The organism is Brenneria goodwinii, from assembly GCF_002291445.1.
GTDB lineage: Bacteria > Pseudomonadota > Gammaproteobacteria > Enterobacterales > Enterobacteriaceae > Brenneria > Brenneria goodwinii.
Genome location: NZ_CP014137.1, coordinates 3,809,586 through 3,832,720, shown reverse-complemented (window position 1 = coordinate 3,832,720; position 23,135 = coordinate 3,809,586). Strand labels below are relative to the sequence as shown.

General features: G+C 53.1%; 18 protein-coding genes and 1 pseudogene. 12 read left to right on the top strand and 7 right to left on the bottom strand.

The annotated features are described in order from the left end of the window. Positions 1-43 precede the first annotated feature (43 nt). The 6 genes from zapE (at position 44) to ACN28R_RS16980 (ending at position 4,256) form a co-directional block, all read left to right on the top strand. On the top strand, positions 44-1,174 hold the full coding sequence (zapE, locus tag ACN28R_RS17005) for a cell division protein ZapE (protein ID WP_095835027.1): 1,131 nt from the start codon (positions 44-46) through the stop codon (positions 1,172-1,174). A 232-nt stretch (positions 1,175-1,406) separates the two neighbouring features. Continuing rightward, positions 1,407-1,835: a 50S ribosomal protein L13 gene (gene rplM / locus ACN28R_RS17000; RefSeq protein ID WP_048636504.1), complete on the top strand. Its 429-nt coding sequence runs from the start codon at positions 1,407-1,409 to the stop codon at positions 1,833-1,835. A gap of 15 nt (positions 1,836-1,850) precedes the next feature. Then, positions 1,851-2,243, top strand: coding sequence for a 30S ribosomal protein S9 (gene rpsI / locus ACN28R_RS16995; RefSeq protein WP_048636503.1), 393 nt, complete (start codon positions 1,851-1,853; stop codon positions 2,241-2,243). Between the two features lie 343 nt (positions 2,244-2,586). Beyond that, positions 2,587-3,228 (top strand): stringent starvation protein SspA, encoded by a 642-nt coding sequence (gene sspA, locus ACN28R_RS16990; RefSeq protein ID WP_048636501.1) that lies wholly within the window; start codon positions 2,587-2,589, stop codon positions 3,226-3,228. Between the two features lie 5 nt (positions 3,229-3,233). Next, entirely contained in the window at positions 3,234-3,734 is a 501-nt protein-coding gene (sspB, locus tag ACN28R_RS16985) for a ClpXP protease specificity-enhancing factor (protein WP_095835026.1), read from the top strand. A 114-nt stretch (positions 3,735-3,848) separates the two neighbouring features. Further along, a complete protein-coding gene (locus ACN28R_RS16980; protein ID WP_310794037.1) occupies positions 3,849-4,256 on the top strand; it encodes a GFA family protein in 408 nt (135 codons plus the stop codon). Positions 4,257-4,321: 65 nt separating this feature from the next. Here the strand turns inward: ACN28R_RS16980 and ACN28R_RS16975 are convergent, their stop codons facing one another. After that, positions 4,322-5,095 (bottom strand): (S)-acetoin forming diacetyl reductase, encoded by a 774-nt coding sequence (locus ACN28R_RS16975; protein ID WP_048636499.1) that lies wholly within the window; start codon positions 5,093-5,095, stop codon positions 4,322-4,324. Positions 5,096-5,982: 887 nt separating this feature from the next. Between ACN28R_RS16975 and ACN28R_RS16970 the strand changes: the two genes are divergently transcribed. Continuing rightward, positions 5,983-6,927 carry a VirK/YbjX family protein gene (locus tag ACN28R_RS16970; protein WP_095835837.1) on the top strand — a complete coding sequence of 315 codons (945 nt, stop codon included), beginning with the start codon at positions 5,983-5,985 and terminating at the stop codon, positions 6,925-6,927. 189 nt (positions 6,928-7,116) lie between these two features. Here ACN28R_RS16970 and ACN28R_RS16965 read toward each other — a convergent pair whose 3' ends face one another. Next, positions 7,117-8,535, bottom strand: a complete 1,419-nt coding sequence (locus ACN28R_RS16965; RefSeq protein WP_095835025.1) for a glutamate synthase small subunit — start codon at positions 8,533-8,535, stop codon at positions 7,117-7,119. Positions 8,536-8,544: 9 nt separating this feature from the next. After that, positions 8,545-13,005, bottom strand: a complete 4,461-nt coding sequence (gene gltB / locus ACN28R_RS16960; protein WP_095835024.1) for a glutamate synthase large subunit — start codon at positions 13,003-13,005, stop codon at positions 8,545-8,547. A 654-nt stretch (positions 13,006-13,659) separates the two neighbouring features. Between gltB and mnmL the strand changes: the two genes are divergently transcribed. From mnmL to ACN28R_RS16935, 5 genes and pseudogenes are all read left to right on the top strand, one after another. Then, the gene (gene mnmL, locus ACN28R_RS16955) at positions 13,660-14,589 is read left to right on the top strand and encodes a tRNA modification radical SAM protein MnmL/YtqA (RefSeq protein WP_095835023.1); all 930 of its coding nucleotides are present in this window, start codon (positions 13,660-13,662) and stop codon (positions 14,587-14,589) included. Positions 14,590-14,717: 128 nt separating this feature from the next. Continuing rightward, the gene (gene arcB, locus ACN28R_RS16950; protein WP_095835022.1) at positions 14,718-17,075 is read left to right on the top strand and encodes an aerobic respiration two-component sensor histidine kinase ArcB; all 2,358 of its coding nucleotides are present in this window, start codon (positions 14,718-14,720) and stop codon (positions 17,073-17,075) included. A gap of 380 nt (positions 17,076-17,455) precedes the next feature. After that, complete coding sequence (gene elbB, locus ACN28R_RS16945; RefSeq protein ID WP_095835836.1) at positions 17,456-18,109, top strand: isoprenoid biosynthesis glyoxalase ElbB; 654 nt, start codon at positions 17,456-17,458, stop codon at positions 18,107-18,109. Beyond that, a complete protein-coding gene (gene mtgA / locus ACN28R_RS16940) occupies positions 18,106-18,840 on the top strand; it encodes a monofunctional biosynthetic peptidoglycan transglycosylase (protein ID WP_048636493.1) in 735 nt (244 codons plus the stop codon). The genes elbB and mtgA overlap by 4 nt, the downstream gene beginning before the upstream one ends. 30 nt (positions 18,841-18,870) lie before the next feature. Further along, positions 18,871-19,287, top strand: a pseudogene (locus ACN28R_RS16935) (alginate lyase family protein); the annotation flags it as partial. Positions 19,288-19,399: 112 nt separating this feature from the next. Here the strand turns inward: ACN28R_RS16935 and dolP are convergent. The 4 genes from dolP to ACN28R_RS16915 all read right to left on the bottom strand — a co-directional run bounded on the left by dolP (position 19,400) and on the right by ACN28R_RS16915 (position 23,122). Continuing rightward, the gene (gene dolP, locus ACN28R_RS16930; protein WP_048636491.1) at positions 19,400-19,975 is read right to left on the bottom strand and encodes a division/outer membrane stress-associated lipid-binding lipoprotein; all 576 of its coding nucleotides are present in this window, start codon (positions 19,973-19,975) and stop codon (positions 19,400-19,402) included. A gap of 10 nt (positions 19,976-19,985) precedes the next feature. Further along, the gene (diaA, locus tag ACN28R_RS16925; RefSeq protein WP_048636490.1) at positions 19,986-20,576 is read right to left on the bottom strand and encodes a DnaA initiator-associating protein DiaA; all 591 of its coding nucleotides are present in this window, start codon (positions 20,574-20,576) and stop codon (positions 19,986-19,988) included. Positions 20,577-20,723: 147 nt separating this feature from the next. Next, positions 20,724-21,080: a YraN family protein gene (locus ACN28R_RS16920; protein WP_183092062.1), complete on the bottom strand. Its 357-nt coding sequence runs from the start codon at positions 21,078-21,080 to the stop codon at positions 20,724-20,726. Beyond that, positions 21,077-23,122 carry a penicillin-binding protein activator gene (locus ACN28R_RS16915; RefSeq protein WP_095835020.1) on the bottom strand — a complete coding sequence of 682 codons (2,046 nt, stop codon included), beginning with the start codon at positions 23,120-23,122 and terminating at the stop codon, positions 21,077-21,079. The genes ACN28R_RS16920 and ACN28R_RS16915 overlap by 4 nt, the downstream gene beginning before the upstream one ends. Between the last annotated feature and the right edge of the window lie 13 nt (positions 23,123-23,135).

The following is a 23,135-nucleotide window of genomic DNA, read 5'->3' as shown; positions in this document are numbered from 1 at the left end:
CGACAAAACATCACTAAGTTTTTTCTCAGGGATAGCGAACACTATGCAGCAAACAACACCGTTAACGCTTTATCGGCAGGCGCTGTCAGCCGGAGAATATCAGCCTGACGACGTACAACATCAAACCATGGTGCAGTTGGATAACATTCATCAGGCGTTATGCGGGCGCATGGCGCATTCTGGCGGCGATAAGGCAGGGCGGCTGGGAAAATGGCGCGCGTGGCTGGGATTAAGCGATAAGCGCGCGGCGGTTCCCGTTCAGGGCTTGTACATGTGGGGCGGCGTAGGGCGCGGCAAAACCTGGCTGATGGATCTGTTTTTCCATAGTTTGCCGACTGAACGAAAGTTACGGCTGCATTTTCACCGTTTTATGCTGCGCGTTCATGAAGAGCTGAACCAACTGCAGGGACAGGAGAATCCGCTGGAAAAGGTGGCCGACGGATTTAAAGCCGAAGCGGATGTGCTGTGTTTTGATGAGTTTTTCGTCTCGGATATTACGGATGCCATGCTGCTGGCCGAACTGCTGCGCGCGCTATTTTCCCGCGGCATTACCCTGGTGGCCACGTCGAATATTCCGCCGGACGATTTGTATCGCAACGGCCTGCAGCGGGCGCGTTTTCTACCGGCCATTGAATTGATTAAGCAATATTGCGACGTGCGCAACGTCGATGCGGGTATCGATTACCGGTTGCGCACGCTGACGCAGGCGCATCTGTATTTGACGCCGCTCTCTCCCGACGTTGCAACGGAAATGCAACGGATGTTTACACGGCTGTCCGGTAAGCCGTTTGCGCCGCCCGGTCCGGTGTTGGAGATCAACCATCGTTCTCTGCCGACGCTTAGCGCGGGGGATGGCGTGCTGTCGGTGGACTTTGCCACGCTCTGTGCCGATGCCCGCAGCCAGAATGACTATATTGCGCTGTCCCAGCTCTATCATACCGTGCTGCTGCATAACGTGACGGTGATGGAGACGAAGGATGAAAACGTGGCCCGCCGCTTCCTGGCGCTGGTGGATGAATTCTATGAACGGCGGGTGAAACTGATTATCTCCGCGCAGGCGCCCATGTTTGAGGTCTATCAAGGCGAACACCTGAAGTTTGAATATCAGCGCTGTTTGTCCCGGCTACAGGAAATGCAGAGCGAGGAGTATTTACGCCAGCCGCATTTAGCGTAGACCGGTGATTTTTCTTGGCCCGGACAAGAAAAAAGGTCGATTTTTGATAACGACTTCTCTATAATCTTGCGACCCCACGTTACAACGAAGTTTTTTTCCCAAAAACTTTATAGTGCCGGCAATGGCTATTCGAAGGGGTAGGTTTGCTGGACTTGATGGTCGTGTGAGCCTCAACTGTTTTCGAGCGTTTGGGTGTTCACCAACGTGTAACTAATTATTGGGTAAGCTTTTAATGAAAACTTTTACAGCTAAACCAGAAACCGTAAAACGCGACTGGTACGTTGTTGACGCGAGCGGTAAGACCTTGGGTCGCCTCGCAACTGAACTGGCTAGTCGCCTGCGCGGCAAGCATAAAGCGGAATATACTCCGCATGTTGATACCGGTGATTACATCATCGTTCTGAACGCAGACAAAGTTGCCGTAACCGGTAACAAGCGTTCCGACAAAATGTATTACCATCACTCCGGTCACATCGGTGGTATCAAACAAGCGACCTTTGAAGAGATGATTGCCCGCCGTCCTGAGCGTGTGATTGAAATCGCGGTTAAAGGCATGCTGCCGAAGGGCCCGCTGGGTCGTGCAATGTTCCGTAAACTGAAAGTTTACGCGGGTACTGAGCACAATCACGCGGCACAGCAACCGCAAGTTCTGGACATTTAATCGGGATTATAGGCAATGGCTGAAAATCAATACTACGGCACTGGTCGCCGCAAAAGCTCCGCCGCTCGCGTATTTATCAAACCGGGCAGTGGTAACATCGTTATCAACCAGCGTAGTCTGGAACAGTACTTTGGCCGTGAAACTGCCCGCATGGTAGTTCGCCAGCCGCTGGAACTGGTAGACATGGTTGAAAAACTGGATCTGTACATCACCGTTAAAGGTGGTGGTATCTCTGGTCAGGCTGGTGCGATCCGTCACGGTATCACCCGCGCTCTGATGGAGTATGATGAGTCTCTGCGTGGCGAACTGCGTAAAGCAGGTTTCGTTACCCGTGATGCTCGTCAGGTTGAACGTAAGAAAGTCGGTCTGCGTAAAGCACGCCGTCGTCCTCAGTTCTCCAAGCGTTAATTTCCTGCTGTTTTTGCAGCGGAATCAATGCGAAAAACCCGGTGCTTGTCGCCGGGTTTTTTCTGTCTGTAAGATTATCGCTATCGAAAATTTTATCGAAAAAAAATAGTCTTCATTTTCTGTGTGTTAACGATGAAATTACGCGAGTGCCCCCACAGAACGGACAAAATCTGATAAACTATCCGCCGGTTTTATGCCTGTTTGCCAGCAAGTGGTTTTTTCTAAAACGACTGATTTTGCCAGATGGTTTTTTACCCCGAATGACAAAATGCAGAGATAGGTTTGCAGGATACATAGCATATCGGCTATCCGCCGTATTTTCTCGATAAACTTGGAGGTTTTCATGGCTGTCGCTGCCAACAAACGTTCGGTAATGACGCTGTTTTCTGGTCCGTCCGACATTTTTAGCCATCAGGTCCGCATTGTACTGGCGGAGAAAGGTGTGAGTGTCGAGATTGAGCAGGTAGACATGGATAATCTACCGCAGGATCTTATTGACCTCAATCCTTATGGTTCCGTGCCGACGCTTGTCGACCGTGAACTGACGCTCTATGAATCACGTATTATCATGGAGTATCTGGACGAACGTTTCCCCCATCCGCCGTTGATGCCGGTGTACCCGGTAGCGCGTGGCAACAGTCGTCTGATGATGCATCGTATTGAAAATGACTGGTACTCTTTGCTGAATAAAATTATGCAGGGCAACGCACAGGAAGCCGATGCCGCTCGCAAACAACTGCGTGAAGAATTACTGGCGGTCGCGCCCGTTTTCAATGAAGCTCCGTATTTCATGAGCGAAGAGTTCAGCCTGGTAGACTGCTATTTGGCTCCCCTGTTATGGCGTTTGCCGCAATTAGGGATCGAGTTAAGCGGTTCTGGCGCGAAAGAATTGAAAGGTTACATGACGCGCGTCTTTGAGCGTGATGCATTCCTGGCTTCCCTGACGGAAGCTGAGCGTGAAATGCGTTTGCAAACCAGAGGTTAAACGACATGACGTTGTCTCAACTGTCTCCGCGTCGGCCGTATTTGTTACGGGCTTTTTATGACTGGTTGCTGGATAACCAGCTGACGCCGCACCTGGTTATTGATGTGACCCTGCCAGGTGTTATGGTTCCGATGGAATTTGCCCGAGACGGGCAGATTGTGCTGAATATCGCACCTCGTGCTGTTGGTGGCCTTGAACTAGCTGATGACAGCGTTCGTTTTAACGCCCGCTTCGGTGGCGTGCCGCGCCAGGTTTATGTACCCATGGCGGCGGTGCTGGCTATTTACGCTCGTGAGAATGGCGCTGGCACGATGTTTGAGCCTGAACCCGCTTATGAGTCGGCGGGAGAGTTTGACGATTTCCAGGATGAAACCGCCACATCCGGCACGGTGATGTCGATCGTCGATAATAATCCGCCAGGCGTGACGGATGAAGGCGATAATCCTGAGGACGATCCTCCCCAGCCCCCCAAAGGGGGAAGACCCTCGTTGCGGGTTGTTAAATAGCGTATCACACTGATATAAGGGCACATTGATTGTGCCCTTTTTACATTCTGAATCAGCGCATGTTTTGCTGGGATTCATCGTAGAGTCTTGTGCATTTTTGTGACGGAGGAAGTTATGATCTATAAGGGAACTTGCTTATGCGGCGGCGTGACGATTTCGACCGCGAAAGCGATTAAAGAGGTAACCGCCTGCCATTGCGGTATGTGTGAAAAGTGGAGCGGCGGGCCTTTGATGTCGGTTGATTGCCAGCACGATATATCGATAGAAGGTGAAGCCAATATCACTTCATATCGCTCTTCAGAATGGGCTGAGCGGGCGTTTTGTAAGGTATGCGGCACACACCTGTTCTTTAAATTGCTCTCGCCAGAGACCTATTTCGTACCGGTTGGACTGTTTGACGGGAATGCCGAGAAAAAACTGGTTGCTCAGATCTATATCGACAAAAAGCCCAGCTATTACTCGTTTGCTGAGAAAACCCGGGAAATGACAGAGCAGGAGATCGTGAATTTATACAACACCTAGTGTTGTTCCGGCGGGGAACAACCGGGCGCAGAGGCCCGGCTACGCATCGGTATGCGATTCGGCGATTAGCTAAACACCATCCCGCCATCGATCAGTAAGGATTGTCCGGTCATATAGTCAGAGTCGGGGCCGGCCAGATAAGACACGCAGGCAGCCACATCTTCCGGCTCGGAAAGACGGCCCAGCGTGATTTGCTTGGCGAATTCGGCTGTAGCATAACCCGCGGGTTTGCCCGCTTCTTCGGAAACGATGCGATCCCGCTCGCGCCACATCGGCGTATTGACCACTCCAGGGCAGTAACCATTTACGGTAATGCCGTATTTCGCCACTTCGCGCGCGACGCTCTGCGTCAGGCCGCGAACGGCGAATTTACTGGCGCTGTAAACCGCCAGGTCGGGGTTGCCCAGATGACCGGCCTGTGAACAGGCGTTAACGATTTTGCCGCCGTGCTTAAGGGATTTAAACGCTTCAATCGCGGCCTGCATCCCCCAGATAACGCCGTTAACGTTGATTTTATTAACGCGTTCAATCACTTCCGGCGGCGTAACTTCAAACTGCATATTGGGCGCGATACCCGCATTATTGACGATAACGTTGAAGTCGCCTAGTTGTTTCCGCGTCTCTGCAACCGCGGCAAAAACCGCATCACGATCGGAAACATCGGCCTGAATGGCGATAGCTTTTCCACCGGCTTTATTAATCTCTTCTGCGACGTTCTTGGCGGTCTCTGTGTTGTAATCTACCGCGGAAATGGCAAAGCCGTCTTTTGCCAGTCGCAGCGCGATAGCACGACCAATTCCCTGACCTGCACCAGTGACAAGCGCTACTTTAACTGCCATGTGATCTCCTTAAAATAAATTAAAGTTATAGTTAATATCGATCTAAATGTATATGGCAATATTAGACACTATAATAGAAGATTCCAAGTAGTTGATTATGATGATTAATGGTAATTTTATGAGATAATATTTCAAGATATTGCCTGATTGGGAGCGATTCAGATAAAACAGAAGATTCTACTGCCAGGTCGTTCAATTCGCCTTCGCTCAAGACTTTTCGTCTATCCGTGACGGCAATGTCGGAAGAGCGGACGATCGCCAAAAAATGATTATTTGACGAGCGATGGTGGCGCTACTCGGTTGCAGGCGCTTGAAAATGCATTGGCCCTGACTCTTTTGCAAGAAATAGCGGCGCCGGAGAGGTAACGCTGATAGAAGCAATTAACTCGTTTTTAACGATACGATTTCTTTCTAAGAATAGAAAATGTAAAATTAAATGAATCCAGAATAACTATTACTATCGGTTGCCTTAATCGTATTAATCTTGTTTTTTCCCCGCCTTTTCCTCGTCAGTTCATTAATAACGAGTTGGCTTACATCCGTATTAATAGAGAAGAGATGCCAAACCGAATTAATTGAATCTTGATAGTATCTTCATCATTTCTTGTAAAATCTAAGGTTTAATAAAGTGATAAGGATATTGATTGCTGTTCTAGATACCTTGTTCAAGGATGTAGATATTAGAACAAGGTGATTGTAATAGGGCGATCAAGTTGATAGGCATTAAGGCTACGGGTTGATGAATAATGATGTCATCAAGCATGGCCGGTTTATTTTTGTTATTCGATGAAAATTATAACGACCACTTTTTTACAATTTTCATTGTATCGTAAATGATTTATCTCGCTGTGCAAGCGTTATTCTTTAATAAAACAAGGGTTTTTATCGTGTCTCAATTCGTGGTTCCACTCCCGGCTAATAGAATCACTAACGGTTGGCAGTTAATGATTGCATTAGTTAATGGCGACGTTATACCAAGTAAAGAATGGAAAAAACTTTCATTCCGCTTGAAGTTTCTATGCCGTTCGCTATTTAATTGGCGCCTCACTATTAGTCTGGCGGATATTTTGGCATCCAATTTGTTGATAGAGCAAATTCTGCATGTACAACCCGACTTACCTTGTAAACTGCACCGGCCGTATCTGACCGTAAAAATGAGCAAACTTGAATGCTTATTTGCATTGCGTGATCATTACACCTTGATAACACAACGCATGCCTTTGAAACTGCTATTAGGATGCTTAAATAAAGAGCCTGCCGTTCTTGGTAACGCCGTGGATAAACAGGGTAATAAGGTTATGTTAAAAATGGCCTCTCTCTCTAATCTGAACCGAGAGGGGGAAATGACGTTATTATCGTGTAATGCCGATGGAGTTATTCTGGCGAAAATCACCTTTATACTGATGAATTACGGCCAACGGCCAACGATATTCATCGGTGGTCTACAGGGGGCGGATAAGGAAGTGCCGCACACGGAAATTCATGAGACGACCAAGGCATGCTATGGACTGTTTCCCAAACGATTGGCGCTGGAAGGCGTTTGTTCATTAGCGCATTATCTTGGCATTGACCAAATTATCGCGGTAGGTAATGGCGGTCATATTTACCGAAACTGGCGTTATCGCAGTAAGAAGGACGTATTGCACGCTGATTATGATGAATTCTGGTTATCTATCGGCGGGCGCAAAATGACGTCTGGATATTTTCAGCTACCGCTGCGCATTCCCCGTAAACCCATTGAAAGCATAGCAAGTAAGAAACGGGCTGAATACCGCCGCCGCTATCAGTTGCTTGATGAACTGGAAGGCGAAATGTCTCGCTGGTTTCAATAATCCCTTCCATGAGAATATCTGGGAAAGCCCCATTCTGTTTAAATTTAAATTCGCGTAGCCGTCAGGATCCTATACGGGATAACACCGCTGTGAATATGGCTGCCACACCGACGCTCAAAGCGCTCGCTGATTCTACGCGATATCGCGATGGCAAAGATTCCTCCCCGGCGAAGGGGAGGATGGGCGGGATTAGACTTCCAGGTAGTTCATGATGCCGTCGGCGGCCTTGCGCCCTTCGGCAATCGCGGTAACCACTAAATCGGAGCCGCGCACGGCATCGCCGCCGGCAAAGATTTTAGGGTTACTGGTTTGGAAGGCATTTTCGTTGCCTTCCGGTGCAATAATGCGGCCTTGTTTATCCAATTCCACACCGTATTCCGCCAGCCATTCCATTCTGTGCGGACGGAAGCCGAATGCCATAACGATGGCGTCCGCTTCCAGTACGTGCTCTGAGCCTTCAACGATTTCAGGGCGCCGGCGGCCATTGATATCGGGGGCGCCCAGCGCGGTGCGCGCCATTCTGACGCCGCAAACCTCACCTGAACCGTTGATCTCAATGCTCAGCGGCTGCAGGTTGAATTTAAACTCGACCCCTTCCTCACGCGCGTTTTTCACTTCGCGTTTAGAACCCGGCATGTTCGCTTCATCACGACGATAGGCGCAGGTAACGTGCGTCGCGCCCTGACGAATCGACGTACGCACGCAGTCCATCGCGGTATCGCCGCCGCCCAGAACCACAACACGCTTGCCTTGCATGGTGATATACGGCTCTTCCTGCGATGCTGCAAAGCCCATCAACTGCTTGGTGTTGGCGATCAGGAAAGGCAGCGCGTCATAAACGCCCGACGCCTCTTCGTTTTCCAGCCCGCCACGCATGGATTGATACGTGCCGACGCCGAGGAACACGGAGTCGTATTCAGCCAGCAATTCTTTTAACTGAACGTCTTTACCCACTTCGGTATTCAGACGGAACTCAATGCCCATGCCGCTGAAAATCTCGCGGCGCTTGACCATGACTTCTTTTCCCAGCTTGAATGCCGGAATGCCGAAGGTCAGCAGGCCGCCGATTTCAGGATGGCGATCGAACACCACCGTCTGTACGCCGTTACGCGCCAGGACGTCGGCGCAGGCCAGCCCTGCCGGCCCGGCGCCGACGATCGCCACGCGTTTGCCGGTTGGCAGTACGTTGGACACATCCGGCTTCCAGCCCATTTCCAACGCTTTGTCATTGATATAGCGTTCAATGTTGCCGATGGTGACCGCGCCGAATTCGTCATTAAGCGTACAGGAGCCTTCACACAGGCGATCCTGCGGGCAAACGCGGCCACAGACTTCCGGCAGGCTGTTGGTTTGATGCGATAGCTCCGCTGCTTCAATGATGCGGCCTTCGTTGGCCAGCTTCAGCCAGTTGGGAATATAGTTATGGACCGGACATTTCCACTCGCAATAAGGGTTACCGCATGACAGGCAGCGGTCTGCCTGTGCTTTGGACTGACTTTCCGAGAACGGCTCGTAAATTTCAATAAACTCAATTTTACGAATTTTCAGCGGTTTTTTCGGCGGATCAACGCGCTGTAGGTCGATAAATTGATAAACATTCTGACTCATGATGACCTCTTACTGCGCCAAAACCCGCAGCTCGGCTGCGGAACGACTACGGTGACCCAACAACGCCTTCACATCACTTGACTTCGGTTTCACCAGGGCGAATTTCGATGCCCATGCCGGCCAGTTAGCGAGGATCTCTTCTGCGCGTTGCGAACCGGTATGCTGTACATGCTCGGTAATCAGCCCGCGCAAATGTTCTTCATGAATCGCCAGTTGTTCTACATCCAGCACTTCCACCAGTTCCAGGTTAACACGTTTGCGGAATTCGCCGTCTTCGTCCAGGACGTAGGCGAAACCGCCGGTCATACCCGCGCCGAAGTTAACGCCGGTACGGCCCAGCACACAAACGATACCGCCTGTCATATATTCACAGCCGTTATCGCCGATACCTTCCACGACGGTGATGGCGCCGGAGTTACGTACGGCAAAACGTTCGCCGGCGCGCCCTGCGGCGAAAAGCTTGCCGCCCGTCGCGCCATACAGACAGGTGTTGCCGATAATGCTGGCTTCATGGCTGCGGAATGCCGATCCCACCGGAGGACGCACGGCGATACTGCCGCCGGCCATGCCTTTGCCGACATAGTCATTGGCATCGCCGGTCAGCGCCAACTCAACGCCGCCCGCATTCCAGACGCCAAAGCTCTGCCCGGCCGTACCGGTGAGATAAACTTTAATCGGATCGCTCGCCAGTCCTTGGTCGCCATACTGCGCGGCAATTTCGCCAGACAGGGTCGCGCCCACGGAACGGTCGGTGTTGCGGATATCAAAGTAGAGCGCTTTACTCTGTTTCGCTTCCACATGCGGCAACGCCTGCGCCAGCAGTTCTTTGTTCAGCAGCCCCTTATCGAATGACGGGTTGCTCTCGGTGCAGTACAGCGTTTTACCCGGCTGAGGTTGGGCGGTATGCAGCAGCGGGGAGAGATCCAGCTTGTTCTGTTTGGCGGTGAAACCCTCCAGCTCGACCAGCAGGTCGGTACGGCCGATCAAATCCACCAGTCGGCTCACGCCTAGCTCCGCCATTAGCATCCGGGTTTCATGCGCGATGAATTTAAAGTAGTTGGTCACGCGCTCCGGCAAACCGTGGTAGTGATCGCGACGCAGTTTTTCGTCCTGCGTGGCGACACCGGTCGCACAGTTGTTCAGGTGGCAGATGCGCAGGTATTTACAGCCTAACGCCACCATCGGGCCGGTACCGAAACCGAAGCTTTCCGCACCCAGGATCGCCGCCTTGATGATGTCCAGTCCGGTTTTCAGGCCGCCGTCCACCTGCAGGCGGATTTTATGGCGCAAACCGTTGGCGACCAGCGCCTGCTGGGTTTCCACCAGACCTAATTCCCACGGACAGCCGGCGTACTTCACGGAGGTGAGCGGGCTGGCGCCGGTGCCGCCATCGTAACCGGCGATGGTAATCAGATCGGCATAGGCTTTCGCCACGCCGGTGGCGATGGTGCCGACGCCCGGTTCGGAAACCAGTTTTACCGAGATCATGGCTTTCGGGTTGATCTGTTTCAGATCGAAAATCAGCTGCGCCAAGTCTTCGATTGAGTAAATATCATGGTGCGGCGGCGGTGAAATCAACGTCACGCCCGGCACGGAGTAACGCAGTCTGGCGATGTAAGGCGTGACTTTATCGCCGGGCAACTGGCCGCCTTCGCCGGGCTTGGCGCCCTGCGCCACTTTAATCTGAATGACGTCGGCGTTGACCAAATAAGCGGGCGTGACGCCAAAGCGGCCGGAGGCCACCTGTTTGATACGGGAAACCTTATTGGTGCGGTAGCGCGCCGGATCTTCACCGCCTTCCCCGGAGTTTGAGAAACCGCCCAAACTGTTCATCGCTTCAGCCAGAGACTCATGCGCTTCGGGGCTGAGGGCGCCGATTGACATCGCGGCGGTATCGAAACGTTTGAACATTTCCGTCGCGGGTTCGACTTCATCGATAGAGATCGCGGCGCCTTCCTGCGGTTTCAACGCCAGCAGGTCGCGCAGGGTCGCCGTCGGGCGTTGGTTAACCAGCTTGGAGTATTGCTCGTAATCGCTGTATTCGCCGCTTTTAACCGCCTTCTGCAACGAGGTGACCACGTCGGGGTTGTAGGCGTGATATTCGCCGCCGTGAATGAATTTCAGCAGTCCGCCCTGGTCCAGGGTTTTGCGTTTCAGCCAGGCGCGCTTGGCGAGGTTTTGCAAATCCTGTTCGAAGTCGCTGAAGTTGGCTCCGCCGATACGGCTGACTACGCCCTGGAAGCACTGGGTCGAAACGTCCCGATGCAGGCCGACGGCTTCGAACAGCTGGGAACAACGATAGGAGGCGACGGTGGAGATGCCCATTTTGGACATGATCTTGTACAGCCCCTTGTTGATGCCGTTGCGGTAGTTCAGCATCACTGCCCGATAGGGTTTTTCAATGGTGCGGTTATCCACCATCCGCGCCAGCGTTTCGTAAGCGAGGTAAGGATAAATCGCCGTGGCGCCGAAGCCGAGCAGTACGGCGAAATGGTGCGGATCGCGCGCGCTGGCGGTTTCGACAATCAGGTTGGCGTCGCAGCGCAGGCTTTTTTCAACCAGGCGGCGTTGGATGGCGCCAACCGCCATCGGCGCCGGCACCGGCAGCCGTTTTTCGGCAATCCCGCGGTCGGAGAGCACCAGCAGAACCGCGCCGTCGCGTACTTTGTGTTCGGCGGCGTCGCACAGTTTTTCTATAGTCTGTTGCAGCGTTTGCTTTTCTGGTTCGAACGTCAGATCCAGCACATCAGCGCGGTAGTGTTGACGATCCTGCGAGAGCAACTGTTTGAAATCGGAGTAGAGCAGGATCGGCGATTTAAAGCTCAGCCGGTGGGCCTGTCCTTCCGCTTCGCAGAAGACGTTCATTTCACGCCCGATGCAGGTCGCCAACGACATCACGTGCGCTTCACGTAGTGGATCGATGGGCGGGTTGGTCACCTGGGCAAACTGCTGGCGGAAGTAGTCATAAATAATGCGCGGGCGGCTGGAAAGCACGGCGAATGGCGTATCGTCCCCCATTGAGCCGGTGGCTTCCTGTCCGTTTTCCCCCAGCACGCGCAGGATCTGATCCAGCTCTTCGGCGCTGTAGCCAAACTGTTTCTGATAGGTTTCCAGCAGGGCATCGTCGAATTCGCGGTTGCCGACCTGATCGTCCGGCAGCTCTTCAAACGGCACCAGACGCTGAACGTTCTTCTCCATCCACTCTTTATACGGGTGGCGGCTTTTGAGGTCGTCATCGGTTTCGGCGGAGTGCAGAATGCGTCCGTGACGGGTATCGATAACCATCAGCTCGCCCGGTCCGACGCGGCCTTTTTCGACCACTTCATCCGGCTGGTAATCCCAGATCCCCACTTCGGAGGCGCAGGTAATCAGCTTATCTTTGGTGATGACGTAGCGCGCCGGGCGCAGGCCGTTACGATCCAGGTTACAGGCGGCGTAGCGTCCGTCGGACATCACGATGCCCGCCGGGCCGTCCCATGGCTCCATGTGCATGGAGTTAAAGTCAAAGAAGGCGCGCAGCTCCGGATCCATATCCGGGTTATTCTGCCAGGCCGGCGGCACCAGCAGACGCATGGCGCGGATAATATCCATACCGCCGCTGAGGAACAGTTCCAGCATGTTGTCCAGTGAGCTGGAGTCGGAGCCGGTTTCGTTGACGAACGGGGAGGCGTCTTGCAGATCGGGGATCAGCGGCGTCTTGAATTTATAAGCACGGGCGCGCGCCCATTGTCGGTTACCGGCAATGGTGTTGATTTCGCCGTTGTGCGCCAGATAGCGGAACGGTTGCGCCAGCGGCCAGCGTGGTACGGTGTTGGTCGAGAAGCGCTGGTGGAACAGACAGATCGCTGACTCCAGACGCAGGTCGGCCAGATCGAGATAGAAGCGCGGCAGGTCCGCCGGCATGCACAAACCTTTATAGATGGTAACCAGATTGGAGAAGCTACAAACGTAGAATTCTTTGTCTTCAATCCGTTTTTCGATACGCCGGCGCGCCATAAACAAACGGCGTTCCATATCGCTTTGCAGCCAGCCGGCCGGGGCGTTGACGAAAATTTGCTCAATACGCGGCAGAGAGGACAGCGCGATTTCACCCAATACGTCAGGATTGGTCGGCACTTCACGCCAGCCAAGCACGGAGAGCGTTTCGTTTTGCAGCTCTTCTTCGACAATGCGGCGAGCGGCCCGGGCCAGCTCTTCGTCCTGATTGAGGAACATCATGCCGACGGAGTAGTTTTTGGCTAACCGCCAGCCGCGCTCCTCCGCCACCAGACGGAAGAAGCGATCGGGTTTTTGAAGTAATAAGCCACAGCCGTCGCCGGTCTTGCCGTCAGCAAGGATCGCGCCACGGTGCTGCATGCGGGCAAGTGCGTGAATCGCGGTACGCACTACCTTGTGGCTCGGTTCACCTTCTATATGGGCGATTAATCCAAAACCACAGTTGTCTCTCTCTTGAGATGAATCGTACAACATAATAGTGAACCTCCCCGGGCTCTGTGTGACTCTCATAACCTACTGCGAGAAAGGCGCCTTGGCGTTGAGCTGCGTATACCTGCCGCTCTCTTCTTTGGCCTCTCGTGACGGTCTCACAAGTGATGAATGACTTGTTTTAGAGGGAGTCTTCATTTACTGCATAAATATGACAAGTCGAAAACTTGTCGGGAAAGCTTCCAGCGGATTCCCAAATTAGCGAGAAAGCCTGTTCAGGTCAAATACCCATGCAATATAGGTTATTAAGGAATAATATTTAGTTATACCTATGAAACTTAATGATTTTTTTAGTAAAAATATGCCAATGAGGGATTATTGGGTTTGATTGAACTGTGAGCTGTATCACTATGCATATATCATAATGTCTCTTCTACATGCTGCCATATTTTTGCTTCTTGGAATCTTATACTGCTTTTGTTGAATTTTTTAACTTATGACACTGTTTTTCATTTTTCCGTCATCTTCTAATAAGTTCGGCAGAGCGGATAAGAAAAATTAATCACCCTCAATATGAGTTTATTTGCACTAAAAGCGAATAATAATTCATTTTGATCAAGGGAGGGGGATTGATCGGCGTCATCGCGGCCAAAAGGCTGACGGAGTAGGCTGCTCTTCCTCAAGAGGGTTGATCAGAATATGCAATTACAAAAATTAATCAATATGTTTGGTGGAAATCTTCAACGCCGTTACGGGGAGAAGATACACAAGCTCACGCTGCATGGCGGTTTTAGCTGCCCGAATCGGGACGGTACGCTGGGGCGGGGAGGCTGTACGTTCTGTAATGTCGCTTCGTTTGCCGACGAACAGATGCAGCAGCGCAGCATCGCCCAGCAGCTAAGCGCGCAGGCCGGGAAAATAAACCGGGCCAGCCGCTATCTGGCCTATTTTCAGGCTTATACCAGCACCTATGCCGAAGTTAATGTCTTGCAAAGCATGTATCAGGCGGCGCTGGCCCAGGCGGATATGGTGGGGCTGTGCGTCGGCACCCGGCCTGACTGCGTGCCGGATAGCGTGTTGGATTTACTGTCTGGTTATCACGATAAGGGCTATGAAGTGTGGCTGGAGCTCGGTCTGCAGAGCGCCTGCGATAAAACGCTGCACCGGATTAACCGCGGCCATGACTTCGGATGTTACCAACGGACGGTTCGGCGCGCCCGCGAACGGGGTTTGAAAGTTTGCTGTCATCTCATCGTCGGTCTGCCGGGCGAAGATGCGCAGCGCTGTTTCTCCACGCTCGATCGGGTGGTTGCAACCGGCGTGGAAGGCATCAAACTCCATCCGTTGCACATCGTCGAAGGCAGCATTATGGCCAAAGCCTGGCGCGCGGGCCGGTTACCCGCTCTGTCGCTGGAGGAATATGTCTCGACCGCCGGCGAGATGATCCGCCGCACGCCGCCGGAAATTATCTATCATCGCATTTCCGCCAGCGCCCGCCGCCCGACGTTGCTCGCTCCACTCTGGTGTGAGAATCGCTGGACCGGCATGGTCGAACTGGATCGCTATCTGCAGCAGCATGGCGTTCAGGGTTCGGCGTTGGGCACGCCTTATCTGTACCAGCCTATTTAGTTAGCGCCGCGGGGCGTTCGCCATTAACGCGGATTTATAATACCGCCGGCAAACTATATGTTGCGCCGGTGCCGTATGCGCCGCCATTTTACGGTATGATTCGGTGGTTCGCGCTTAAGGAAACCACTATGAAGCAAATCCGCCTGTTAGCTCAGTACTACGTTGATTTAATGGTAAAACTGGGTCTTGTCCGTTTTTCACTGCTGCTGGCCTCGGTGTTGGTGCTGCTGGCGATGGTGGTGCAGATGGCCGTCACCCTGCTGCTCAGCGGGAAAGTGGAAAATATCGACGTTGTTCGTTCCGTCTTTTTTGGGTTACTGATTACCCCGTGGGCGGTTTATTTTCTTTCCGTGGTGGTGGAACAGCTTGAAGAGTCGCGTCAGCGTTTGTCAAAGCTGGTGGCGAAGCTCGAAGAGATGCGTCACCGCGATCTTGAGTTGAATGAACAGCTTCAGGAAAACATCGCTCAGCTTAATCAGGAAATCGCCGATCGCATCAAATCGGAAGAAGCGCGCCTGCGGGTGGTGAGCAAACTGAAGGAAGAGATGTCCCGCCGCGAGCAGGCGCAGATTGAATTGGAACAACAGTCCGCATTGTTGCGATCCTTTCTCGATGCCTCGCCCGATTTGGTCTATTACCGCAATGAAGAAAAAGAGTTCTCTGGCTGCAACCGTGCGATGGAACTGCTGGTGGGCAAAAGCCAGAAGCAGCTGATCGGCCTGACGCCGCAGGATGTTTATCCCCCGGATATCGCTGAAAAAGTGATGGAAACGGACGAGAAAGTATTCCGCCACAATGTTTCGCTGACGTATGAGCAATGGCTGGTCTATCCCGATGGGCGCAAAGCCTGTTTTGAGCTGCGAAAGGTTCCTTTTTACGATCGCATGGGCAAACGTCACGGGCTGATGGGCTTTGGGCGCGATATAACGGAGCGTAAGCGTTACCAGGACGCGTTAGAGAACGCCAGCAGGGAGAAGACCACTTTCATTTCAACGATCAGCCACGAGCTGCGTACGCCGCTTAACGGCATTGTCGGATTAAGCCGCATCCTGCTGGATACGCAACTCGATGCCGAGCAGCAAAAGTATCTGAAAACCATTCATGTCAGCGCGATTACGCTGGGCAACATCTTTAACGACGTGATTGAAATGGACAAGCAGGAGCGCCGCAAGGTGCAGTTGGACAACCAGCCGATAGACTTCACCGAATTTCTGGTCGATCTGGAGAACCTGGGCGGGCTGCTGGCTCAGCCGAAAGGACTGAAGTTGATTATGGAACCGCACCAACCGCTGCCGCAGAAGATTATCACCGATGGCACCCGCCTACGGCAGATATTGTGGAATCTGCTCAGCAACGCCGTGAAGTTCACGCCGAAAGGGGAAATCGTGGTGCGCGTATGGCATGAAAAGGGCGATTGTCTGCGCTTTGAGGTCGAGGATTCGGGCATGGGCATCCCGGCGGATGAATTGGAAAAAATCTTTGCCATGTACTATCAGGTAAAAGACCAGCACGGCGGGAAACCGGCGACAGGTACGGGAATCGGCCTGTCGGTGTCAAAACGTCTGGCGCAGAACATGGGCGGAGATATTCATGTCGCCAGCGTTCAGGGCAAAGGGTCTTGCTTTACCGTGACGGTTACCGCGCCAAGCGTTGAGGATTCGCTCAGCAGTCCGGAGCTTGACGATGAGATGCCGTTGCCGGCGCTGCATGTGCTGCTGGTGGAAGATATTGAGCTGAATGTGGTGGTGGCGCGCTCGGTGCTGGAAAAATTGGGCAGCAGCGTGGAAGTGGCGATGACCGGTCAGGAAGCGCTGGATATGTTCGATCCCGATGAGTTTGATTTGGCGTTGCTGGACATTCAACTGCCGGATATGACGGGGCTGGATGTCGCTCGTGAGATCCGCAAGCGCTACGTCAATCGCCGATTGCCGCCGCTGGTCGCGTTAACGGCCAACGTATTGAAAGACAAAAAAGAGTATCTGAACGCCGGTATGGACGACGTGCTCAGTAAACCGTTGTCGGTCCCTGCGTTAACGACGGTGATTAAACAATATTGGGATTACCAAGTTCCCCGTACAGAGGAACCCGCCGTCGAAAAAGGGAGCGCAACGATTAACGAAGACCTGTTGGATGTTGCGATGCTGGAACAGTATCTGGAGCTGGTGGGGCCAAAATTGATTTACCAGGGCTTGGATATGTTTGAGCAAATGATGCCGGGGTATCTGGCGATACTCGATTCCAATATGACGGCGCGCGATCAGAAAGGGATTACTGAAGAGGGGCATAAGATTAAAGGCGCGGCGGGATCGGTCGGGCTGCGCCATCTGCAACAGATTGCCCAACAGATACAGACGGCAACACTGCCGGCCTGGTGGGATAACGTTCAGGAATGGATTGATGAACTTAAGCATGACTGGCGTCATGATGTTCAGGTGCTGAAGGATTGGGTGGCGGAGGCTGAAAAAAACGGCAAGAACGTTTCTTAACGTCACGCCGTGAAGGCCCAAAGAACGAGGCACAGGGATGTGGCGAGCAAAAAACGCCGGGACAAAGTTTCACCGTATGAAGCGTAGGATCGAAAGGGAATGCGAAAAGGGGGGGCCAGAAAAAAAATGACCCCGACCGAGGCCGGGGTGCGCGAATTATGCGCCAACACCAGGGAAAACGGGCACCTGCATTTAGATATCAGGGTTCGTGAACTCGCAAGTGCGGATATGCATATCCTAATTATGTTACATCTTCATCAAGCAACAAAATAGCAAAAGCGGAAACTTCAGTTAGAAGAATCATTAAAATCTGTGATGTAGATTAGTGTTTGTCAATTAAAAAATCAATTAGTTGATGTAATGAAATGAGGGAAAAGATGATGAAAAGAGTCGGCATTGTCCTGAGCGGGTGTGGTGTTTATGATGGTTCAGAGATTCATGAAGCAGTGCTGACGCTGCTTGCATTGGATAGGGCCGGGGCAGAGGCGGTTTGTTTTGCACCCGATAAACCGCAATCCGATGTTGTTAATCACCTGACAGGTGACGTAACCAATGAGAATCGCAACGTTTTAGTCGAGTCCGCCAGGATCGCCAGAGGAAAAATTCAACCGCTTTCAGACGCTGATGCGCAACAACTTGATGCGTTGATTGTACCCGGCGGTTTTGGCTCCGCCAAAAATTTAAGCGACTTTGCCACTCAGGGCGCGGCATGTCATGTTGATGAAAATTTAAAATTACTCACACAGGAAATTTATAAGCAGAATAAACCAATTGGTTTTATTTGCATCAGTCCCGCACTGTTACCAAGGCTATTGGGCGAACCACTCAGAGTTACAATTGGTAATGATATTGATACTGCTGAAATCATTGAGGAAATGGGGGGGATTCACGTTGTTTGCCCGGTCGATGATATCGTGGTGGATGCAGAGCACAAAGTCGTTACCACGCCCGCTTACATGTTAGCTAACTCAATCAGTGAAGCGGCAAAAGGTATCGACAAGCTGGTCGCTCGCGTGCTGGACTTGATTGAATGAGATTGAGCCGTCGCCGTAACGGTCTGCTGATGCGTTTTAAGCGCTTGATTGTCCGGTGTCTGCTAGCGGTATTGGGACTCTGGCTGGCGGGTATTGTGCTGTTTTCTTTTCTGCCGGTACCGTTTTCCTCCGTGATGGCCGACCGTCAGATCAGCGCATGGCTGAACGGCGATTTTTCCTACGTCGCCCATTCGTCCTGGGTCGCAATGGATGATATCGCTCCGTCAATGGCGCTGGCGGTGATCGCCGCAGAAGATCAGAAATTCCCCGATCATTGGGGGTTTGATTTTGACGCCATTAACTCGGCGCTGCGACATAATGAGCGTAATACGCAGCGGATCCGCGGGGCATCCACGCTTTCCCAGCAGATGGTGAAGAATCTGTTTTTGTGGGATGGCCGCAGTTGGCTGCGCAAAGGTCTCGAAGCCGGAATTACCGCCGGGGTTGAACTGGTATGGACCAAACGGCGGATCCTGACGGTGTATCTGAATATTGCGGAGTTCGGCCCCGGTATTTTTGGTGTGGAAGCCGCCTCAAGGCATTATTTCAATAAGTCCGCCCGCAGGCTGACCGCGAGTGAGTCGGCTTTGCTGGCGGCGGTATTGCCAAATCCGATCCGTTTTCGCGTCAATGCGCCGTCCGGGTACGTGATTCAGCGCCAGCAATGGATTTTACGCCAGATGCGTCAGATCGGCGGCGAAGCGTTTTTGCGTGCAAATGGCTTAAACTGAATCGGTTTCATGTGGTAAGCGATATGCCGGATGACTCACGACTCACGACGCAATGTCCTGAAAGGTGTTGTGGCGAGGGAAAATACGCGGCTACGTTATTTATTACTGTTTAGCGCATCGCTATGGAGCGGCGTTGCAACAATCAGTTCGGCTGATGAAGCGAACACGCCTTACGCTTTTTTAGCGCCGAGCCAACTGGCGTCGGCGAAGCAACAGTTGCAGCAACATACGGCGAAACCGCAAATGCGTTTGGCTTACCGTCAATTGCTCGCGCAGGCCGATCGCGTTCTGAAAATCACGAATCCCTGCGTCACCCAGAAAAGATCCCTACCTCCCAGCGGTTCAAAACATGATTATTTGAGCCTCAGCGCCTACTGGTGGCCGGATCCGAGCAAAGCGGAGGGTTTACCCCGGATACGGCGCGATGGGCAGGTAAATCCCGCCAGCTGAAAAAACTTTTGCGCGGTTATCCCTGCGGAAAGCGAGAATAGGACAGGGCCAATACGCTGACGACCCCAGCCGCGGATGTTTTCATCGGCGGCTGGGGTGGGAGCATGACTTATTGCAGATAAGTAAATGCGGTGGTGACGTGTTTTACGCCGCTGATTTTACTGGCGATTTCAGCCGCTGACGCGCCTTCGCGCTGGGTAACCAGGCCGAGCAGAAATACTTCGCCATTTTCGGTTGTGACCTTCACGTTGGAAGATTTAACCGTGTCGCTTGCCAGGATCTGAGAACGTACTTTGGTGGTGATCCAGGTATCCATTGAGGCGGTTCCCAGTGAAACGGGGTTGCCCTGGCGAATTTCGTTATACACTTCGGCCGCGCCATCTACGCCGAGCGCAATCTGTTTAGCCCGTTCGGATAATTCGGTCGTCGGCGCCTGTCCCGTCAACAGAACTTTTCCCTGATAGGCGGTAGCGACAATGCGGGCCTCTTTTTTCAATTGCTCGTCTTTGCCGAGCGCATTGGTCACACGGATTTCCAGTGTGCCGTCGTCAACCTGCGTCCCCACGGTGCGGGGATCGGTGGCGCTCTTGGTGGCGACAGCAGCGCTTCCAACCACTACCGCGCCAACACAACCTTGTAACAAGAGGGCGATAGACAGCACGGCAAATGCAGAACTTATCCTCATGTAGTGCTCCTTAATCGTTCTGGTGTGGAAAAAGTGTGTTATCAATTAAATCGCACAGGCAGTTAACGGTCAGCATGTGCATTTCCTGAATACGGGCGCTACGGTGCGAAGGAATGCGGATTTCCACATCCTGTGGACCGAGCAGCCCGGCGAGTTCGCCGCCATCGTAGCCGGTTAAAGCGACAATCGTCATATCTCTGGTCACCGCCGCTTCCACCGCTTTGACAATGTCTCTGCTATTTCCGCGGGTTGATATCGCCAGCAACACATCGCCGGTTTGTCCCAATGCCCGAACTTGCTTGGCGTAGACCTCTTCATGCAGCCGATCGTTGGCGATCGCAGTTAAGACCACGTTATCGGCATTAAGTGCAATCGCCGGTAAACTGGGGCGTTCCGCCTCAAAACGATTAATCATGCTGGCCGCAAAATGCTGGGAATTGGCGGCGGACGTGCCGTTGCCGCAGCACAGAATTTTGTTGCCATTCAGCAGGCACTGCACCAGCACGATGGCCGCACGGGAGATGGCGTCCGGTAAGGCTTCCGCAGCAGCAATCTGCGTCTGAATACTCTCGGTAAAACAAACTTTTATTCTATCCAGCACGTTGAATTAACCTACTTTTAATTAGAGTCCATGAACTTAGCGCCCATATGTACGCTGACTGGGCCAGAGGCATTCATCCGTTATCCGTATGCCGCAGTGCGTGATAAATGCCCCGTATAATCTCGTTGGGATTGTTTATGACATGCATCATCCCTGCGCGTTGAAGGCGTTGGGAAGCCAGGTAATCTGGTCGCCGGTAATCGCCAGTACGTCGAAGCGGCAGTCCGCCGTATCAAAACTGCTCCCGCGCTGTGCCAGCCAGACGGCGGCGGCATGAAGCAACCGCTGTTGTTTGCGCCGGGTGACGCTGGCGGCGGCACCGCCAAAGTCGGCATTTCGCCGATAGCGAACCTCCACAAAGACCCAGGTTTGCCGGTCGCGCATAATTAAATCCAGCTCACCGCCGCGCAACATGACATTGGCGGCGGTGAAGGTCAAGCCGACGCGTTCAAGATAGCGCCGGGCCCGCTGTTCATAATCCGCGCCGGTTGCCCGAGTATTCAGGATGCCGGCACCAACTGACCTTGACGATATCGCAGCCAGGTCATCTGCCGGTTGATCACGCAGTCGGGCGTTGCGCTCAGTATACCGGTTGCCCCGGCAACCTGATGACCAGGCATCTGGCGCATTTCGGCAAAGTGGCTGGCCAACGTCCAGGCGTCCATTCCCATCGCATAGAGGCGCGCCAGTGAGTAATCGTTTTTGAACTGGCTGTTTACCTGCTGCATCAGCGCTGGGTTCGCGCCCGCCAATAGCGGGATCTCGCTGAATTGTAATCCTTCCATTTCCAGACGGAAATCGGGGCCGCTGCCTGCCTGGAAACTGCGAGAACTGGCATACAGCGCGGGACGTGCGCGCGATGTGGTACGCATATCGATCATGGGTTTGATCAGCGACAGTTCATCAGGCGTGGCGATGATGTAAACGGCATCGATATTACCGCCCATCGATAAGTTGACCACCGGTTCTACCTGTGCCGGGATGGTTAAATCGCCTACGGTTGTTCCTGGCGGCGTCTGGGATGTCTGGTTAACCGGTTGGCCGCTCAGGCTCAGACCCGCGCCGCTGTTGATCGCCTGTTTGAGTTCAATGGTGCTGCCGAAGCGCTGTTGCAACAGGAGACCGCCGCCTTGCTGGCTCCAGGCCTGCGCAAACGCATTAACGACGCGATCGCCCAGGTTTCCGCGCGGCACCAGGAGTAACGGCTGCTGTTTGCCTTGCTGATGAATAAACTTGGCGGCGTCTCTGGCTTCATCTTCCGGCGATAAAGCGAAGTAGCAGATATTAGGGGCATTTTGCACATGTTCCGGCTGATTGAGCGCCAGAATATTCAAGGGAGACTGGCTGGTCGCCAACTGTTCCACTTCATTTTTCAACAGCGGCCCGATGACAAGAGAAGCGCCGTCCTGCTGCGCCTGCGCCAGCACATTCGCTAAAGGTTGCGATGATGTGTCATATACTTTTACCGGCAATGAGCTGGGGAGAGACGACTGCTCGGCGGGAGGCGTTACCGGGGTAGCCTCGTCGCTGTATTGCGCAATCGGCTGACCGTCTTGCCCGTTCTGATCATCCTGGCCGTTCTGGTTATCGGCGGCTTCGGTGCTTTGGTCCGGGGAATTGATTTGCTGACCGTCGCCGGCCGATGCGGCGTCCGCTTGCGGTAATGAGCCTGTTAACATGGCCTGACCGTTTCTCGCCGCGTTAAATCCCTGCTGGATGGCGTTGGCAAACACCTGCGCCTGGCCATTTAATGGCAAGAGCAGGGCGATACTGCTGACCTGCGACGGATGGAAATCAGTAAATAGCGTCAACTGCGTCGGCAACATTTGGGCCGCCGGATGGCGCGGGTAGCGGGTTTGCCAATCCTGAATCGCCGATTTTAGCTGGTCGGGAGACTGGCGGTTGGCCTGATAGTCGCTAAGTAGATCGAGCCAGCCCTGCAGAACGTTTTCATCGGCATTGATCAGTATTGAATCAGACTCCTGCGGCGTCATCTGCACCAGCGCCAGCCAGGTTTGGTCGATATTCGCTTGGCGGGCGGAGCCCCCTTGCAGTAAGGGTTCCTGAGCAATATAGGCGCGCAGCAATGTCGCCGACGGGCGCCGTTGATTCGCCATAATTTGCGCATCGTAGTAGCGAAGCTGCTGCTGGGCGGAGAGCGCCTTGACGTCCAGTTGGCTTAATGCCGTATTGGCGGCATCCATATTATTTTGCGCAACGGACAGTTCGGCGCTCAATAATTGCTGTTCCAGCTTCTGCGCAGCGCTTAAATTGGCCGGTAATGCGCTAAACTGCTGACTTGCCAGCGGCACTTTGCCTTCCTGCAATAAGGCGCGAATTGCGAGTAATTGCCAGGCAGCCTTGTTACTATCGCCGCTTTGCTGCATCTGTTGCAGATAATAATCGGCAGAAGCGTCAGCCTTGCCCTGAATCTCAGGTGGAGGGCTTTGCGGCGCCTGACTTGGACAGCCTGCAAGAAACAGCGCCGCTAACAATACAGGGAGAATACGCCCTGTTTGAGTACGGACGGAACAAAAGGAAAGCATACTGTATCCAATG

Excerpts from the sequence above, each read along its gene's own strand:
- rplM (WP_048636504.1), top strand. The coding sequence starts at position 1,407 with ATGAAAACTTTTACAGCTAAACCAGAAACCGTAAAACGCGACTGGTAC.
- ACN28R_RS16980 (WP_310794037.1), top strand. The coding sequence starts at position 3,849 with ATGATCTATAAGGGAACTTGCTTATGCGGCGGCGTGACGATTTCGACC.
- ACN28R_RS16975 (WP_048636499.1), bottom strand. The coding sequence starts at position 5,095 with ATGGCAGTTAAAGTAGCGCTTGTCACTGGTGCAGGTCAGGGAATTGGT.
- ACN28R_RS16965 (WP_095835025.1), bottom strand. The coding sequence starts at position 8,535 with ATGAGTCAGAATGTTTATCAATTTATCGACCTACAGCGCGTTGATCCG.
- ACN28R_RS16915 (WP_095835020.1), bottom strand. The coding sequence starts at position 23,122 with ATGCTTTCCTTTTGTTCCGTCCGTACTCAAACAGGGCGTATTCTCCCT.
- sspB (WP_095835026.1), top strand. The coding sequence starts at position 3,234 with ATGACGTTGTCTCAACTGTCTCCGCGTCGGCCGTATTTGTTACGGGCT.
- rpsI (WP_048636503.1), top strand. The coding sequence starts at position 1,851 with ATGGCTGAAAATCAATACTACGGCACTGGTCGCCGCAAAAGCTCCGCC.
- gltB (WP_095835024.1), bottom strand. The coding sequence starts at position 13,005 with ATGTTGTACGATTCATCTCAAGAGAGAGACAACTGTGGTTTTGGATTA.
- sspA (WP_048636501.1), top strand. The coding sequence starts at position 2,587 with ATGGCTGTCGCTGCCAACAAACGTTCGGTAATGACGCTGTTTTCTGGT.
- mtgA (WP_048636493.1), top strand. The coding sequence starts at position 18,106 with ATGAGATTGAGCCGTCGCCGTAACGGTCTGCTGATGCGTTTTAAGCGC.
- zapE (WP_095835027.1), top strand. The coding sequence starts at position 44 with ATGCAGCAAACAACACCGTTAACGCTTTATCGGCAGGCGCTGTCAGCC.
- elbB (WP_095835836.1), top strand. The coding sequence starts at position 17,456 with ATGAAAAGAGTCGGCATTGTCCTGAGCGGGTGTGGTGTTTATGATGGT.
- mnmL (WP_095835023.1), top strand. The coding sequence starts at position 13,660 with ATGCAATTACAAAAATTAATCAATATGTTTGGTGGAAATCTTCAACGC.
- arcB (WP_095835022.1), top strand. The coding sequence starts at position 14,718 with ATGAAGCAAATCCGCCTGTTAGCTCAGTACTACGTTGATTTAATGGTA.
- dolP (WP_048636491.1), bottom strand. The coding sequence starts at position 19,975 with ATGAGGATAAGTTCTGCATTTGCCGTGCTGTCTATCGCCCTCTTGTTA.